General features: G+C 62.7%; 14 protein-coding genes. 10 read left to right on the top strand and 4 right to left on the bottom strand.

Going from position 1 to position 16,167, the window contains the following annotated elements:
* Window positions 1-33: 33 nt before the first annotated feature.
* The gene (locus tag Q8X51_RS17425; RefSeq protein ID WP_323146834.1) at window positions 34-1,035 is read left to right on the top strand and encodes an ABC transporter substrate-binding protein; all 1,002 of its coding nucleotides are present in this window, start codon (window positions 34-36) and stop codon (window positions 1,033-1,035) included.
* A gap of 267 nt (window positions 1,036-1,302) precedes the next feature.
* On the opposite strand, the gene Q8X51_RS17420 is transcribed toward Q8X51_RS17425, so the two are convergent.
* Window positions 1,303-2,223, bottom strand: coding sequence for a LysR family transcriptional regulator (locus Q8X51_RS17420; protein WP_065941063.1), 921 nt, complete (start codon window positions 2,221-2,223; stop codon window positions 1,303-1,305).
* A gap of 179 nt (window positions 2,224-2,402) precedes the next feature.
* Here Q8X51_RS17420 and Q8X51_RS17415 point away from each other — a divergent pair, with 179 nt between their 5' ends.
* Window positions 2,403-3,308, top strand: coding sequence for a TauD/TfdA dioxygenase family protein (locus tag Q8X51_RS17415; protein ID WP_407694663.1), 906 nt, complete (start codon window positions 2,403-2,405; stop codon window positions 3,306-3,308).
* 258 nt (window positions 3,309-3,566) lie between these two features.
* Here Q8X51_RS17415 and Q8X51_RS17410 read toward each other — a convergent pair whose 3' ends face one another.
* Both Q8X51_RS17410 and Q8X51_RS17405 read right to left on the bottom strand, forming a co-directional pair.
* A complete protein-coding gene (locus Q8X51_RS17410; protein WP_407694662.1) occupies window positions 3,567-5,174 on the bottom strand; it encodes an alkaline phosphatase family protein in 1,608 nt (535 codons plus the stop codon).
* A gap of 100 nt (window positions 5,175-5,274) precedes the next feature.
* Window positions 5,275-6,219, bottom strand: a complete 945-nt coding sequence (locus Q8X51_RS17405; RefSeq protein ID WP_065926336.1) for a LysR family transcriptional regulator — start codon at window positions 6,217-6,219, stop codon at window positions 5,275-5,277.
* Window positions 6,220-6,374: 155 nt separating this feature from the next.
* Between Q8X51_RS17405 and Q8X51_RS17400 the strand changes: the two genes are divergently transcribed.
* On the top strand, window positions 6,375-8,690 hold the full coding sequence (locus Q8X51_RS17400; protein ID WP_407694661.1) for a TonB-dependent receptor: 2,316 nt from the start codon (window positions 6,375-6,377) through the stop codon (window positions 8,688-8,690).
* Here the strand turns inward: Q8X51_RS17400 and Q8X51_RS17395 are convergent.
* On the bottom strand, window positions 8,661-9,848 hold the full coding sequence (locus tag Q8X51_RS17395; protein ID WP_065926338.1) for a CynX/NimT family MFS transporter: 1,188 nt from the start codon (window positions 9,846-9,848) through the stop codon (window positions 8,661-8,663). The genes Q8X51_RS17400 and Q8X51_RS17395 overlap by 30 nt on opposite strands.
* A 108-nt stretch (window positions 9,849-9,956) precedes the next feature.
* On the opposite strand from Q8X51_RS17395, the gene Q8X51_RS17390 reads away from it, so the two are divergent.
* The 7 genes from Q8X51_RS17390 (at window position 9,957) to Q8X51_RS17360 (ending at window position 15,834) form a co-directional block, all read left to right on the top strand.
* Complete coding sequence (locus Q8X51_RS17390) at window positions 9,957-10,823, top strand: LysR family transcriptional regulator (protein WP_065941143.1); 867 nt, start codon at window positions 9,957-9,959, stop codon at window positions 10,821-10,823.
* Between the two features lie 224 nt (window positions 10,824-11,047).
* Window positions 11,048-11,863: an energy transducer TonB gene (locus Q8X51_RS17385; protein ID WP_012721645.1), complete on the top strand. Its 816-nt coding sequence runs from the start codon at window positions 11,048-11,050 to the stop codon at window positions 11,861-11,863.
* A 54-nt stretch (window positions 11,864-11,917) separates the two neighbouring features.
* Entirely contained in the window at window positions 11,918-12,637 is a 720-nt protein-coding gene (locus Q8X51_RS17380; protein ID WP_027607855.1) for a MotA/TolQ/ExbB proton channel family protein, read from the top strand.
* 1 nt (window position 12,638) lies between these two features.
* Window positions 12,639-13,040 (top strand): ExbD/TolR family protein, encoded by a 402-nt coding sequence (locus Q8X51_RS17375; RefSeq protein WP_010565408.1) that lies wholly within the window; start codon window positions 12,639-12,641, stop codon window positions 13,038-13,040.
* A 310-nt stretch (window positions 13,041-13,350) separates the two neighbouring features.
* Window positions 13,351-13,932, top strand: coding sequence for an alpha/beta hydrolase (locus tag Q8X51_RS17370; protein WP_407694660.1), 582 nt, complete (start codon window positions 13,351-13,353; stop codon window positions 13,930-13,932).
* 49 nt (window positions 13,933-13,981) lie between these two features.
* Window positions 13,982-14,902 carry a sigma 54-interacting transcriptional regulator gene (locus tag Q8X51_RS17365; protein WP_407694659.1) on the top strand — a complete coding sequence of 307 codons (921 nt, stop codon included), beginning with the start codon at window positions 13,982-13,984 and terminating at the stop codon, window positions 14,900-14,902.
* A gap of 149 nt (window positions 14,903-15,051) precedes the next feature.
* Window positions 15,052-15,834, top strand: a complete 783-nt coding sequence (locus tag Q8X51_RS17360) for a MetQ/NlpA family ABC transporter substrate-binding protein (protein ID WP_027607851.1) — start codon at window positions 15,052-15,054, stop codon at window positions 15,832-15,834.
* Window positions 15,835-16,167: the final 333 nt, after the last annotated feature.

The following is a 16,167-nucleotide window of genomic DNA, read 5'->3' as shown; positions in this document are numbered from 1 at the left end:
CCAGGCGACCCTCGCCCACAAGGAGCTGCGCTTATGAAACTGCCGTTCAAACGTCTGATCACCCTGGTCGCAGGCACCGCACTGGCGGGCCTGGTACAGGCTGCCGACCTCAAGGAAATCCGCATCGCCGTGCCCGACCTCAGCGCAGGCAGCCAGCACAGCGGCGGGGGCATAACGGACGTGCTGCGCGAGCAGCAGATCTTCGAAAAAGCCTTTGCCGACCAAGGCATCAAGATCCAGTGGAATTACTTCAAGGGCGCCGGCCCTGTGATCAACGAAGCCTTCGCCAACGGGCAGGTGGACCTGGCGTACCTGGGCGACCTGGCGGCGATCATCGGCCGCTCCAATGGCCTGGAGACGCGCTTGCTCAGTGCTACCGCGCGGGACATCAAGCAGTACCTCGGCGTGGTACCGGGTTCTGGCATCAAGACCTTGCAGGACCTCAAGGGCAAGCGCGTCGCGGTGTTCCGTGGCACGGCCAGCCAGTTGTCGTTCGACAGTGCATTGGCCAGCCAGGGCTTGAGTGAGAAGGACCTCAAAGTCATCAGCCTGGACTACAACGCCGCCAATGCCGCGTTGGCCGCCAAGCAGATCGACGCCACCTGGGGCGGTTCGAACCTGACGGCATTGCAAGCCAAGGGGCTGGCTGAAATACCGCTGACCACCAAGGACCTCGGTGGCGCCGGCAGCGTCCAGGCGGTGCTGGTGGGCAGCAAGCAGTTTGTCGACGAGCACCCCGACGCCGTCGCCAAGCTGCTCAAGGCCCAGCAGCAGGCGGTGCAATGGTTGACCGATGACAACAACAAGCAAGCCTACATAGCGCTGGTGTCCGGGCTGGCCAGTTACCCGCCGGTGATCCTCACCAATGACTTGAAAGACCAGACCCTCAGCGAGATTTTCCCGTCGACCCTGGACCCGGTGTTCCTGGCTAAATTGCAGGGTTCGGTGGACCTGGCTTCCAAGGAGAAGCTGATTCGCAAGTCGTTCCAGGTGAGTGACTGGGTGGCGCCGAATCTGGCGGCGGCGGGGCTTTGAGTCGGGTGGTGCTGGGCTATCGCCATCGGGGCATGGGTATCTACACAACTTGAGCGAGCCTTCTGCGTAGATACCGTCTTATCCAACCCCATCAAGGCCTCCCGTAGCAGCTGCCGAGCGCAAGCGAGGCTGCGTGAGGCGCGCTGCCGATCCAAGATCGAGTCGCGGCCGACGCAGCCTCGCCGGGGCTCGACAGCTGCTACGCACTATTCTATTGAAGTTGTGTAGATACTCATGGCCATCGGGGCTTGCCCCCGATGAGGCCCTTCAAACCGCCACACTCACCTCCTGCCTGTCCACCTCCACCAGCGTCTCGATCATCGCCTTCGCCGCCGGCGACAACCGTGAACCGGTGCGGCTGACAATCCCGCAGCGGGCGCTCATGGTCTCCATGTTCTGCGGCAGGTTGCGCCAGTGCAGCAGCTTCAGCGTGCCCTGGGCGATGTCTTCGGCGAATGCCTCCTCGGTGCCCACGCCGATGGCATTGGACTGCAGTACGATCTTCACCAGCGCCGGGAAATGTTCGGTCTGGATGCTCGGGGAAAAATCCATGCGCCCGCTCAGGTTCGCCAACAGTTTGCGAATGCCCTGTGAGATCAGCGGCGCCGCCAGCGGGTAGTCGAACATGTCGTTGGTCGACAGGCTGTCCTTGGCCAGCAACGGGTGCCCCGGTCGGCAAAAAAATACCCCGCGCTTGGGGGTCAGCGCGCGGGTCTGGAAATTCGGGTCGGCTTCGAATTGGCGGATGTCGGCGATAAAGAATTCGATCTCTTCACGGCTCAGGGCACGGCTGAGTTTTTCCCAGTTATCCACCTGGAAACTGGTGCGGATTTTCGGGTGGGCGCTGATAAAGCGCGCCACCGCATCCGGCACCAGTTTCACCGCCGGGGCCGGGCCGCAGCCGAAGCGCAGGTCGCCGGCGTCGAGCTTGGTCATGCGCGTCACTTCACTGCTCAGCAAGGCGGCGCCGTGCACCAGGGACAAGGCATGTTGCAGCACCACTTGGCCCTCCGGCGTGGGGCGCAGGTCCTTGTGGCCACGGTCGACCAGCACGCAGCCGAACTCCTGTTCCAGCCCCTGGATGCTGCGGCTGAACGCCGGTTGGGTGATGCCCATGGCGTCTGCCGCACGCACGAAACTGCGGTGTTCGTTGAGGGCGATGAAGTAGCGCAGTTGGCGAAGATCCATATGCTTTCCCTGCATCTTAAAAATAGGTCGAAGGCATTTGCGACCACGGGAGCAGAGGTTTTAAATGCAAGCTCTTATTCCGTCAATGAAGCATTCGTTCATTTGCTAGACCTAAATTGCATATGGATAGAGCGTTGTCGGAAAGCGTCCCCATCAGCAGGCACAAGAGGGTCATCACCATGAGCAACGCCGCATTAGCTGTTCAACCCGTCGCCCAGGCGCTGGATATTCACCCGGTCGCCGGCCGCATCGGCGCCGAGATTCGCGGTATCAGACTCTCCGGCGATCTGGATGCCGCCACGGTCGAAGCCATCCAGCAGGCGCTGGTGCAGTACAAGGTGATCTTCTTCCGTGAGCAGACTCACCTCGATGACCAGAGCCAGGAAGCCTTTGCCCATCTGCTCGGCGAGCCGATTGCCCACCCGACGGTGCCGGTGCGCGACGGCACGCGCTTCCTCATGGAGCTGGACGGCACCCGTGGCCAGCGGGCCAATTCCTGGCACACCGACGTGACCTTCGTCGACGCCTACCCGAAAGCCTCGGTGCTGCGTTCGGTGCTGGCGCCCAAGTCCGGTGGCGACACGGTCTGGGCCAACACCTCAAGCGCCTACAACGACCTCAGCGTCGAACTGCGCGCCCTGGCGGATAACTTGTGGGCAGTGCACAGCAACGAATACGACTACGCCGCGCTCAAGCCGGATGTATCGGCCGAGCGACTTGAGGCATACCGCAAGGTCTTCACCTCGACGGTGTACGAAACCGAGCACCCGGTGGTGCGCGTGCATCCGGTCAGTGGCGAGAAAACCCTGCTGCTGGGGCACTTCGTCAAGCGCCTGAAAGGTTATTCCCAGGCGGACTCGACCCAGCTGTTCAACCTGCTGCAAAGCCACGTTACCCGCCTGGAAAACACCGTGCGCTGGCGCTGGAACACCGGCGACGTGGCGATCTGGGACAACCGCGCCACCCAGCATTACGCCGTCGACGACTACGGCACCCAGGAACGCATCGTGCGCCGGGTGACGCTCAAGGGCGATGTGCCGGTGGGCGTGCAAGGGCAGCGCAGCCAGACCACCAAAGGTCTCTAATGTGGGAGGGGGCAAGCCCTGATGCCAGTCAGTCAACGGCGAACACCGTACCTGTGGTGAGCGGGCTTGCCCCGCGTTGGGGTGCGAAGCGCCCCTGATGAAGACGAATGCGGTGTATCAGGCACTCCTCTGCGCCTGGTTCTGGGGCTGCTGCGCAGCCCAACGCGGGGCAAGCCCGCTCACCACAGAGGTACCCGTTTGCTGCGCGACTACGCTACTTCGAAGAGGTAGTGGGACCCCCCACATTCGATGTGTGGTTTACCACACGCCGATCTGCACCACTTTCTCCGCTTGCGGCTCACCGTAACGAAACCGTTGGCCACGCAGATCGATCTCTGCGTGGCTGATGGTGGTGCGTCGCTTCAGCCCGCGCAGCCATTCGAACAGATACCCCAAATGGGTTTCGCGCACTTCGGCATAGGCCGGGTGGTTGCCCAGGTCGTGCAGTTCCTGCGGGTCGTTTTCCAGGTCGAACAGCTGTGGGCGGAAGCCGTCGTACGCCAGGTATTTCCAGCGTTCGCTGCGCACCATGGTCATGCGGCAACGGTCGATGGGTTGCGCCAGGCGTTCGCGGGCCGGGGCCTGGAAGGCGTAGTCGTACTCGGCGATGGCGTAGCGGCGCCAGCGGGTTGCCTGGCCGTGCAGCAGCGGGATCAGTGAGCGGCCTTCCAGGCGGTGCTCGGCTGCGGGCAGGCCCAAGGCGTCGAGGAAGGTCGGCAGTGCATCAATGGTTTCCACCAGGCGCGCGTCCACCGTGCCACGGCTGGCATCGGCAGCGGCGCGTGGGTCACGCACGATCAGCGGAATGCCCACGGCAGGTTCCAGCAAAAATTCTTTTTCGCCGAGGAAGTGATCGCCGAGGAAGTCACCATGGTCGCTGGTGAACACGATCAGGGTGTCGTCCCAACGGCCATTGCCTTGCAGAAAATCGAACAGGCGTCCCAGTTGGTCGTCGACCTGTTTGATCAGGCCCATGTAGGTGGGAATCACCGTGAGCCGTACCTCCTCACGGGAAAAGTTCAGGCTCTCCTGGTGCTGGCGGAACGCCTGGTACACCGGGTGATCGCTGGTCTCCCCTGGCTGGATCGGTGCCTGGATATGCTCGGCGCCATACAGTGCGTGATAGGGCGCCGGTGCGATGTAGGGCCAGTGTGGCTTGATATAGGACAGGTGCAGGCACCACGGTCGTTCAGCCTGCTCACGGATAAAGTCGATCGCACGGTCGGTGGTGTAGACGGTTTCCGAGTGTTCCTCGGCCACGCGTGCGGGGCGGCCTGCATTGCGCATGTGCCAACCGCTGAGCACTTCGCCGTTTTCACCGGCTGCCGCATTGGCCCATTCGTGCCACGGGTTGGCGCCGCTGTAGCCCTGCTCGCGCAGGTAATGGGTGTAGGGCGCGGACTCGCGTTTATCCTCGAACAGCGGGCTGTCGGGGTAGATGCCGTCGTGACGCAGGTACGCCTCGAAGCCAACCTCATTCAATGGCTCGGCCTGCTCGCTGTCAGGGTCGATATTCAGGCGTTGCAAGGCGTCAACATTGGGTGTGGCGTGGGTCTTGCCGACCAGTGCCGTGCGGATGCCGTGGGGACGCAGGTAGTCGCCGAGGGTCAGTTCTTCCAGGGGCAACGGCACCGCGTTCCACGCCACCTGGTGGCTGCTGACGTAGCGCCCGGTATAGGCCGACATGCGCGAGGGCCCGCAGATGGTGCCTTGGGTATAGGCGCGGCTGAAGCGCACACCGGCGGCGGCCAGGCGATCGATGTTCGGCGTGTGCAAGTGGGCGTGGCCGTAGCACGACAGGTAATCGCGGCGCAGTTGGTCGCACATGATGTACAGCACGTTGCGCACGGGTTGGGGGTGGGACATGGGACTTCACCAGACGGAGGACAGGTGAGGTTTTTCGCCGTTCGGGTGGGGGGCTGGCAAGTGCATTTGGGGACTGGCTTTGATGCAGTGGATGCATGGCCTAGACGGCGACGTTCTCCAGCGCGCACACCTCTTCATCCAACTCATCGATCTGCTTGATCTGCTCGATCATCGCTTCGGCCAGCGGCGACAAGCGATACCCTGCACGGCTGACGACGCCGTAGCGGGTGTAACGCTCCTCCAGATCCTCCGCCAGGCCCTCGATCGTCAAGCACACCAGTTCGCCCCGGGCCATGTGCAGCACATCGCTGTTGGCGCTGACGATGCCGATGGCGTCGGAGCGCAGCACTACGCCCATCAGGCTATAGCCGTTCTCGCATTCGACATTGGGCAGGTAATCGGGCCGGCCGCTGAGGTCGACGATGACCTTGCGCAGGTTGGGCGGGCGGATGGTCACGGCCAGTGGGTAACTCATCAGCTCGGCGGCGCTTACGCTGCCACGTCCGGCCAGTGGGTGGCCGGCGCGGCAGCAGAAATACCAGCGGCGCGGGCGCAGGCGGTGGGTGTGATAGTCGGGGTTGGCTTCGAAGTGGCGGGTGTCGGCGACGAAAAACTCGAACTCTTCACTGAGCAGGCGTTTGCTCAGGCTCTGCCAGTCGTCCACCTGGTACTGCACCCGTGCCTTGGGGTAGCGCCCGATAAAACTGCCGATGGCGCGGGGGATCAAGCCGCTGGCCGGTGCCGGGCCGCAGCCGAAACGCAATTCCCCCGCCTCCAGGCCATTGAACTGGCTGATCTCGTTGGCCAGTTGCTGTGCGCCGCTGACCAGGCGCCGAGCGTGCTCCAGCAATACCTGGCCTTGTTTGGTCGGCGCCAGGTCTTTGCGGCCACGGTCAATCAGCTGGCAACCGGCGCTGTGTTCCAGGGCCTGGATACTGCGACTGAACGCCGATTGCGACAGGTTCACCGTCAACGCGGCGGCGACAAAACTGCGTTGTTCGGCAAGGGCGATGAAGTGACGAAGCTGGCGCAAATCGATATGCATTTTTCACATCAAAAATATCCGGGAAATGCATTGGCTATGCATTAGGTCGACTCCTTATAAAGGCTATCTCTTATGCAGTAAATGTTCGTAAAAACATAAATAAATAACCTAAAGGAATATCTGTCGATGGATATTTCCGGGTTCCGGAGCCGCTTATGAGTCTGTTGAAGTCCTTGCCCCTGGCCATTCTGGTGGCCGGCAGTTCCAGTTGGTCGCCGACCCAGGCCGCCGAAACGCCCGCGCCGGTAAGCAAGGGCGAGAGCGCCGGCGGCGAGTTGGAGACGGTCACCGTCACCGCCCGGCGGCGCACCGAAAGCGCACAGGCAGTGCCGACGCCCATGAGCGTGATCGGCGGCCAGGCCCTGGAGAGCCAACGGGTGTATCGGATTCAGGATTTGCAGCAACTGGTGCCCAGCGTCAACGTCGCTTATATGCATGCGCGCCAGTCCAGCGTGTCGATTCGTGGCCTGGGCAACAACCCGGCGAGTGATGGCCTTGAGGGCAGCGTAGGGCTGTATATCGACAACGTGTACCTGGGGCGGCCGGGCATGGCGGTGTTCGACCTGATGGACATCGAACAGCTTGAAGTCTTGCGTGGCCCGCAAGGCACCTTGTTCGGCAAAAACACCACCGCCGGGGTGATCAACATCAGCACGCGCGCGCCGAGTTTTACCCCGGAGCGCAGCATTGAAACCTCGCTGGGCGAGGACGGCTACTTCCAGACCAAGGGCACGATTTCCGGCCCGCTCACCGATGACCTGGCGGGGCGTTTCTCGGTCTATCGCACCCGCAGCGACGGCGACATCAAGAACGAATACAACGGCCATGACCTTAACGGCGGCTCGCGCCAGGGCTTTCGCGGGCAACTGCTGTACAAGCCCAGCGAGACCTTCAACCTGCGCTGGATCGGTGATTACAACGAAGAGGATTCCAGCGCCGGCACCCGGGTGCTGTACAGCACCGGGCCGACCATCAACGGCACCAACCTCTACCAGTCGCGGGCCAACGCCGCAGGCGCGACCCTGGTCGATGGCACCCACCGCAAGGTCAACCTGGACAGCGACCAGCACGTCACCGTGTTCCAGGGCGGCACGTCGCTGGAGTCCAACTGGACGTTGCCGAGCGATTTCACCCTGACCTCGGTCAGTTCCTATCGCTTCTGGAATTTCACCCCGCGTAACGACGACGGCCTTAACGTGCCGGCGTCGTATAACGCCGGGGTGTCGGTGGAAGATAAGCAGTGGTCCCAGGAGTTCCGGCTGGCTTCGCCTACCGGCGGTTTCTTCGATTACGTCCTCGGTGCCTACTACTTCGGCAACTCGCTGGACAACAAGTCCTTCAGCTATTACGGGCCTCAGGCCGATATCTGGAATGGCACGCCGGCCGGCGCACTGGCCAATGTCAGCAGCGTCGGCAACGGGCACATTCGCACCGACAGTTTTGCACTGTTTGCCCAGGGCACCTGGCACCTCACCGAGCGCCTGGATTTCACCGCCGGCCTGCGCGGCACCTACGAAGAAAAAAGTGCCTGGGTCACGCGCAACGCTCCCCTTGGCGGTGCGGCGGTCACCGGTGCTGCCGCGACGGCTCGACGTGGCCGCGCGGGGGCGTACGACTCCGGCGACCTCACGCAATACAGCACCAGCCCCTCGGGTTTGCTCAACCTGAGCTACCGCTTTAACGAAAACCTGCTGGGCTACGCGACGCTGTCCCATGGCGAGAAGTCCGGCGGGGTCAACCTGGCGGTAGGCTCAGCACCGACGGCCGGGGCCGACTCGCTGTTGATCGGCACCGAGCGCGCCAACAACGCCGAACTGGGTTTCAAAAGCACGCTGTGGGACCGGCGGCTGCAGCTCAATGCCAACCTGTTCTGGACCCAGGTCAACGGCTACCAGACCAATGCCTATGACCAGGACAACCGTGTGCAGTACCTGACCAACGCCGGTTCGGTGCGCTCGCGGGGTGTCGAGGTGGAAAGCACCCTGGTGCCGATCAAGGGCCTGACGCTGAACCTCAACGGCTCGTTCAACGATGTGAGCTACCTGTCTTACAAGGATGCGCCGTGCCCGCCGGAAGTCAGTCTGCGCCCCGGTGCGCCGGCCTCCTGCGACCTGAGTGGGCACCAAGTGGTGGGGGCCTCGAAATGGATCGCCAACGCCAACGGCGAATACAAGTGGAACCTGGATAACGGCTTCGAACCCTATGTCACCGCCAGCTATGCCTTCCGCTCCAAGGCCGTGGGCACGGTGGAGGACTCCGACTATGGACAGATTCCCGCCTACGCCGTGGTCAACCTGTCCACCGGCCTGCGCGGCAACTATGAGCAGGGGCAGTGGGACGTGTCGTTATGGCTGAAAAACGCCTTCGACAAGACCTACTACACCACGCTGTGGACGGGGGGGAACGGCGGCTACGAAGGCCTGCTCGGTACGCCGCGCACGCTAGGGGTGACCGGGCGCTATGACTTCTAGCCCCGTGCGATAGGTGGCCGGGCTGAACACGCGCGTCACCGCCAGCATCGCCACCGCCGTGACCGTCAGCACCACCCAGGCGCTGACAAAGTTGCCGGTCAGCCCGCGCAGCCAGCCGGTCAGCCACGGCGACACCGCATTGATCAAGAAGCCCACGCCTTGCACAAAGGCCGCCAGTTGCCCGGCCTGGCGTGGGTCGCGATGGTGGTCGAGGGTCAGCAGCAGGCTCAGGGCGAAACACGCGCCCAGGCCGAAGCCGCACAACGCCACCCAGAGGTGCGGATATTCCTGCGGCGCGACGATCAGGCCGAGGTAACCCACGGTCTGGGCCAGCAGGGCGATGCCCAGCAGCGGCCGACGGTCGATACCGCGCTGCGCCAGCACCGGCATCAACAGCGCGGCGATCACCTGGAAGATGGTCATGAACGCCAGCAGCGAACCGCTGGGCAGCACGCCCCAACCCAGTTGCTGATAGTAGGCCGGCAGCCACGCCACCAGGCTCATGTAGCCGCAATTGACCAGGCCGAAATACAGTGCCAGCAACCAGGCGCGGCGATTGCGCAGGTCCTTGAAGGCCGGCACCACCTGTGGATTTCTGGCCGCGCCCAGTGGCAGCCAGGCCCATAGCAGCAAGGCACCCAACGCCGGCAGCAGCCACACCCCCAACCCCGCCTGCCATTCCTGGAAATGCGTGGCCACCAGCGGGCTGAGCAGCGCAGCGAGCCCGCCGCCGGCCATCAGTGAGGCCGAGTACACACCCATCGCCACCGGCACGCGATGCCGGAATTCGCGCTTGATCATCGCCGGCACCAAGGCCTGGATCAGCGCCACACCCGCGCCGCCGAGCAGCGCCGTGACCAGCAGCGCCGACGCCTGGCCCATCAGCCAGCGTGCCAGGCACGCCAGCAGGATCATCATCAGGCCCAGGGCGATGCCACGCCGCTCACCCAGGCGGGCTTCCACGCGCACGCCCACCAGCGCCACCAGCCCCATGCACACCACTGGCAGGCTGGTCAGCAAGGCGCTGCTCTGGAAGCTCAGGCCGGTGGCCTGGCGGATCTCGCCGAGCAACGGGCTGATGGAACTGAGGATCGGCCGCAGGTTCAGGCCGAGCACCACCAGCAGGCCCCAGCCGGCGAGGGATTTATTCAGGGTCATGCAACGCTCTTGCAGTCGGTAAATGAGGCGTGAGTATGGTCAGTACCCAAGGTATTCTGAAATTAAATATAACCATGCCAACCAGTGGCAAAGAGAATGGTGACGCTGATGTTCGATCCCGTGTTGTTGCGCAGCTTTGTCGCCGTGGTGGACTGCGGCAACTTCACCCGCGCCGCCGAGCGCCTGCACCTGACCCAATCCACCGTGAGCCAGCAGATCCGCCGCCTGGAAGAGGCGGTGGCGTGCCAGTTGCTGGACCGCGACCAGCGCCGCGTGGTCGCCACCGCTGAGGGCGAACGCTTGCTGGCCTATGCGCGACGCATCCTCGCGCTGCATGAAGAAGCCACCGATGTGTTGATCAACCAACAGAGCGACGGCGTGCTGCGCCTGGGGGTACCGGAAGACTTTGCCGCCGAGCGCCTGATGCCGTTGCTGTCGGCATTTGTGCTCGCCTATCCACGGGTGCGCCTGGAGGTCACCAGCGGCCTGGGGCCCGAGTTGCAGCGTCAATACCGCAGCGGCGAGTTCGATGTGTTGCTGGTCAAGCAGATGGGCAGCAGCGATGACTGCCTGGCCTCGTGGCCCGAGCCGCTGTGTTGGGTAGACAGCCGCAGCACGCCGTGCCTGGGGCGCGACCCTCTGCCGTTGGTGGCATTCCCGGTGGGCGGCCTGTACCGCAATGAAATGTTGCACCACCTGGAAGTGGGCGGCTGGCGCTGGCGCATCGGTTATTCCAGCGCAAGCCTGGCCAGCGTGTGTTCGGCGGTGGCGGCGGGGTTGGGTGTGAGTCTGTTGCCGCGACGGGTCGTGCAGCCAGGGCATGTGGAACTGGGGCCGGACAGCGGTTTGCCCGTGGTGCAAGGCGTGCGCCTGGCGTTGTATGCCCGTCATGGCCTGAGTGCCGCGGGGCAGTGCTTGCAGGCTGAGCTGTTCGATTTGTGTGCAAACAGCCCCGTTGAGCCATGCCTTAACTGAATATTTTGTATGCCTGAAAAGCATCAAAAAAAACCACCTCGGCTCCAGGCCACGTGGGCCGGGGCTTTAGTGTTTGCAGAGCATTCCTTTATTCAAATTTGATCTATCTATAACTTCAAAGATTACTTTAAGAGATAAGCGTCTGGCCCCGATGATTCAGCCCTCGACGGCCTTCCACGCAGGCCCGTCGGTTTTTTTGTTTCGAAACCGTAGGGAGTCAATCAATGGGCAATGTCCAGACCGCCGCCAGTGCACCCGAGGCGCAATGGCGCCAGGCACCGAGTGGTGAGTTGGTCGACCTTGGCCGGCCGCACCGCGCGCCGTTGGGGCAATTGCGAACGCAGCAAACCCCGAAGCGCTTCTCCAGCCGCCGCGAAGGGATCCTGCTCGGTTTGTTGGTGTTGGCCCTGCACGGTGCAGTGATTTATTGGGTCAGCCAGAAACCCACGCCGGTGCTGCCGATTGTGCCGCCGGAAATTCCGCCGATGACCATCGAATTTTCCCAGCCGGCACCGCCCGTGGTGGAACCGCCACCGCCTGTGCCGCCACCACCGCCACCGCCTGTTGTCGAGCCGCCGCCGCCGGTGGTGGATGAGTTGGCCGCCAAGCCGGCGCCGCCCAAGCCGATTCCAAAACCTAAGCCCAAGCCGGTGCCAAAGCCTGAGCCCAAGCCCGCACCGAAACCGGTCGAGCAGGCGCCCACGCCACCGCAACCGGCGCCACCGGCACCCGCGCCCGCTCCGCCCGCGCCAGCCCCGGTGACACCGGCTTCGGCCAACGCCGCGTACCTCAAGAACCCGGCGCCGGAGTACCCGTCACTGGCGCAGCGTCGCGGTTGGGAAGGCACGGTTTTATTGCGGGTGCATGTACTGGCCAGCGGTAAGCCGGGCGAGATCCAGGTCCAGAAAAGCAGCGGTCGCCAGCAACTCGACGACGCCGCACTGACCGCCGTGAAGCGGTGGAGCTTCGTGCCGGCCAAGCAGGGCGATGTGGCCCAGGACGGCTGGGTCAGCGTACCGATCGACTTCAAGATTCACTAACTATTGCGCTGCGGTGTGCAGCACACGCCGCGACTTGTACAGAGGGAAAACATCATGGCATTAGCATCTCCACTTGAATCCATCGAAAGCGCGGTGATCTGGCTGCTGGTGGTCTTTTCGGTCGCCACCTGGGGCCTGGCCCTGCTCAAGGGCGTGCAGTTCGGTCGCCTCAAAGCGCAGGATCGCAAGTTCCACAAACAGTTCTGGGCGGCGTCGAGCCTCGACTCGGCCGCCGAGTTGGCCGAAACCCAGCCCGGCGCCGCTGCCCGTGTGGCCCAGGCCGGTTACGCCGCGATCCAGGTCGGGGAAGCGCCGCACGCGGCCGACCTGAGCCAGGCGATCAACCACCAGGACCGCCTCGAGCGTGCCCTGCGCCAGCAGATCGTACGTGAGCGCCGGTCCCTGGAAACCGGCCTGGCCGTGGTCGCCAGTATCGGCAGCACCTCGCCGTTTATCGGCCTGTTCGGCACCGTGTGGGGGATCATGGAAGCGCTCAAGGGCATCAGCGCCGCCGGCTCCGCCAGCCTTGAAACCGTGGCCGGCCCCATCGGTGCCGCCCTGGTTGCCACGGGCGTGGGGATCGCCGTCGCGGTGCCGGCGGTGCTGGTCTACAACTACTTCCTGCGTCGCCTGAAGCTCACGGCGGCGGACCTGGATGACTTTGCCCACGACTTCTACAGCCTGGCGCAGAAAAACTCCTTCCGTGTGCTGCTGCATCCTGCCCTGACTAAACATGCGCCGGGTAACCCGCAAAAAGTGAAGGAGGCGTCCTGATATGGCCTTCTCCACGCAAGACAGTGATGAGGTACTGAGCGAGATCAACGTCACGCCCCTGGTGGACGTGATGCTGGTGCTGCTGGTGGTGTTTATCGTCACCGCGCCGCTGTTGACCAACGCGATCCCGATCAACCTGCCCAAGACCGAGGCCGTAGCCCCGGTGGAGCAGAAGGACCCGCTGGTGGTGAGCATCGACGGCGCCGGCAAACTGTTCATCAACAAGGACGAAATCCAGCCGGACCTGCTGGAATTCAACCTGCAGGCGGCCAAGGCCAAGGACCCCGATGTGCGGGTGCAACTGCAGGCTGACGATGGTGTGAACTACGGCGAAGTGGCGCGAGCCATGGCGTCTATCGAGCGCGCGGGGATTACCAAGCTGTCGGTGATTACCGCACGTTAGTTGCAAAAGCCTCGACAATTTTTTGGCCGTTTCCTTGGCAGGGTGCGGCCTTTTTTTTTTGCCTGGAATTCAAGCCACACCGCCAAATCCCAATGTGGAATGTGGGAGGGGGCTTGCTCCCGATGGCGGAGTGTCAGTTGGCCTATTTGTCAGCTGACCCACCGCCATCGGGAGCAAGCCCCCTCCCACATTTGAACCTCATGCAGGTTTGAGTTTTTGGTTATTAATAAATAGCTTCTTATTCCTTAACGAATATAACCCTCGTCCCTATACTGTCCTACAACGTTAAACGCTGCAGGAGGGCACACCCATGCACAGCGAGTCGATTCGTTATCTGATCGTGCCGGGCTGGCAAGGATCGCCAGAAGATCATTGGCAAAGTCACTGGCAGAACAGCCTGCCCAACAGCGCACGGGTGGAGCAGGCCGATTGGCTGACGCCGCGCCGCGAGGACTGGGTGGCTGCGCTGGCCGAGGCGATTGCCGCCGACAGCACCCCGGTAATTCTGATCGCCCATAGCCTGGGCTGCATCACCGTGGTCCATTGGGCTGCCACCGCACCCGTGCAGTTCCTGCGGCAGGTGCGCGGGGCCTTGCTGGTGGCTCCGGCGGATGTTGAACGGCCAGCCTGCTCGCCGGCCTTGCGCAACTTTGCGCCGATCCCGACCGACCTGCTGCCGTTTCCCAGCCAGGTGGTCAGTTCCGATAACGACAGCGCCGTCAGCGCCCCCCGGGCCCTGGAGCTGGCGCGTAATTGGGGCGCCGAAGCCGGCATCCTGTCGGGGGCCGGGCATATCAATGTGAAGTCCGGTCACCAGCGCTGGGAGCAGGGGTTCGCCTACCTGTATCGCCTGCAAAGCCGCCTCGAGCATCACGCCCGGCGCACAGCCTGATATTTTTTCAACGCCCCGTCCCTGAGTGGATTTGGGGCGGGAGCCTGCCATGAGTCTGCATGAAACCTTCGGTCAGCCGCTGCTGACCTTCCCCGACGCCGAAAAAAGCCCGCTGAGCATCCGCGCCAAGGCGCTGGTGTTTGTCGACCCACGCTCGCGCAAGCTGCGCGAAGACCTGGAAAATCTCGCCCCGCGCGCCTTGCCTGTATTGATTCGAGGCGAGACCGGCAGCGGTAAAGAATTGCTGGCGCGGCATATTCACCGGGGCAGCGACCGCTCCGGTTTGTTTGTATCGGTCAATTGCGGCGCCATCAGCCCAACCTACGCCGACGCCGAACTGTTCGGCTACGCCGCAGGCGCCCACAGTGGCGCGGCCAGCAGCCGGGCCGGGTGGTTTGGCTCGGCGAATGGCGGCACTTTGTATCTGGATGAGATCGGCGACTTGCCGCTGCCGATCCAGGTGAAACTGCTGGCGGCCCTGGAAAACCATGAAGTCACCCGCGTGGGCGCTCACCAGCCGAGCCCGGTGGACGTGCGCCTGGTGGCCGCCACCAGCATCGACCTGGCCCAGGCCGTGGCCGCCGGCAAGTTTCATGAGCGGCTGTTCCATTACCTGAGCGAAGGCCAGCTGGATCTGCCGGCATTGCGTGAGCGGGTGGGCGATATCCTGTCGTTGGCCGAGTACTTCCTCGGTATCTACAGCCAGCGCCTGGACCTGCCGGTGCCGTTGATCAGCGACGCCGCCCAGCGCGTACTGGAACACCACAGCTGGCCGGGTAATACCCGCGAGCTGGAGAACGTCATCCACTTCGCCTTGCTGGTGAGCAGCGGCGACGAAATTCTGCCCGAACACCTGAACCTGCCGGTGGCGGGGTCGCCCTTGGAGCAAGTGCAGCGCATCTTCGCCAATGCCAGCCTGGCTGAGCGGGAAACCTTGCGCAGCTTTCTACGCGAGCAAGCAGCTACATGAGTAAAATGGAATATCAACGTGAATAAAAGATATTGTTCGGGAATAAAAAATCTAGGTATTGTCCATTCCACGCCGCGATAGCACTTCGCTGGCACACCACATAAAAAACGGTCGTCAGAGACGCCCCGGAATTTCGATAAGGACACTGCATGAAAAAGGTTCTGTTGTTTACCGCATTGGCGGCTGCCCTGACTGCAAGCTTCGCCCAGGCCAACGAGAAACTGGTGGTGGCCGCCACCCCGATCCCGCACGCCGAGATCCTTGAACTGGTCAAGCCAACCCTCGCCAAAGAAGGCGTGGATCTGGAAATCAAAGTCTTCACCGACTACGTACAGCCAAACGTACAGGTTGCCGAGAAGCGCCTGGACGCCAACTACTTCCAGACCCTGCCGTACCTGGAAAACTTCAACAAGGGCAAGGGCACCAACCTGGTCACCGTGGTTGGCGTGCACGTTGAACCCTTCGGCGGTTACTCGAAAAAGATCAAGAATATTTCCGAGCTCAAGGATGGCGCCACCGTGGCCATCCCGAACGAAGGCTCCAACAGCGGCCGCGCCCTGTTGCTGCTGCAGAAAGCCGGTGTGATCACCCTGAAAGACCCGACCAACGCCCTGGCCACGCCGAAAGACATTGCCAGCAATCCTAAGAACCTGAAGTTCAAGGAGCTGGAATCGGCCCTGCTGCCACGGGTGCTGGACCAGGTTGACCTGGACTTGATCAACACCAACTACGCCCTGGAAGCTGGCTTGAACCCGGCCAAGGACGCGCTGATCATCGAAGATGCCAAGTCGCCGTACGTGAACTTCCTGGTGGCGCGCCCGGACAACAAGGACAGCGACGCTATCCAGAAACTGTCCAAGGCCCTGACCAGCCCGGAAGTCAAAGCCTTCATCGAGAAGAAGTACAACGGCGCAGTCGTGCCCGCGTTCTGATGTAAGCCAAAACCCCCTTCAAGGTTTCAACGCCGGCGGCTACTACAGCGTCGGCGTTTTTTATGCCTGGAATTTGGAATGCAATAAAAATGTGGGAAGGGGCTTGCCAGTCAGAAGGCTTTTTGTAGGAGCGAGCTTGCTCGCGAAAAACTCACAGGCGCCGCGTTCATTCAGGAAGCACGCGTTATCGTTGACGTTTTTCGCGAGCAAGCTCGCTCCTACAGGAGGCGATGTACGCTTAACTGACTGGCATTAGGGCAAACCCCCTCCCACATTGGATCTACGGTGTTTTAGAGATCCCGGCTATTGATCGCCCTGCGCAACGCCACCAAC

The organism is Pseudomonas sp. Yb2C2 (genome assembly GCF_052112325.1).
Taxonomy (GTDB): domain Bacteria; phylum Pseudomonadota; class Gammaproteobacteria; order Pseudomonadales; family Pseudomonadaceae; genus Aquipseudomonas; species Aquipseudomonas marginalis.
This window is presented reverse-complemented; position numbering and strand designations above follow the sequence as displayed.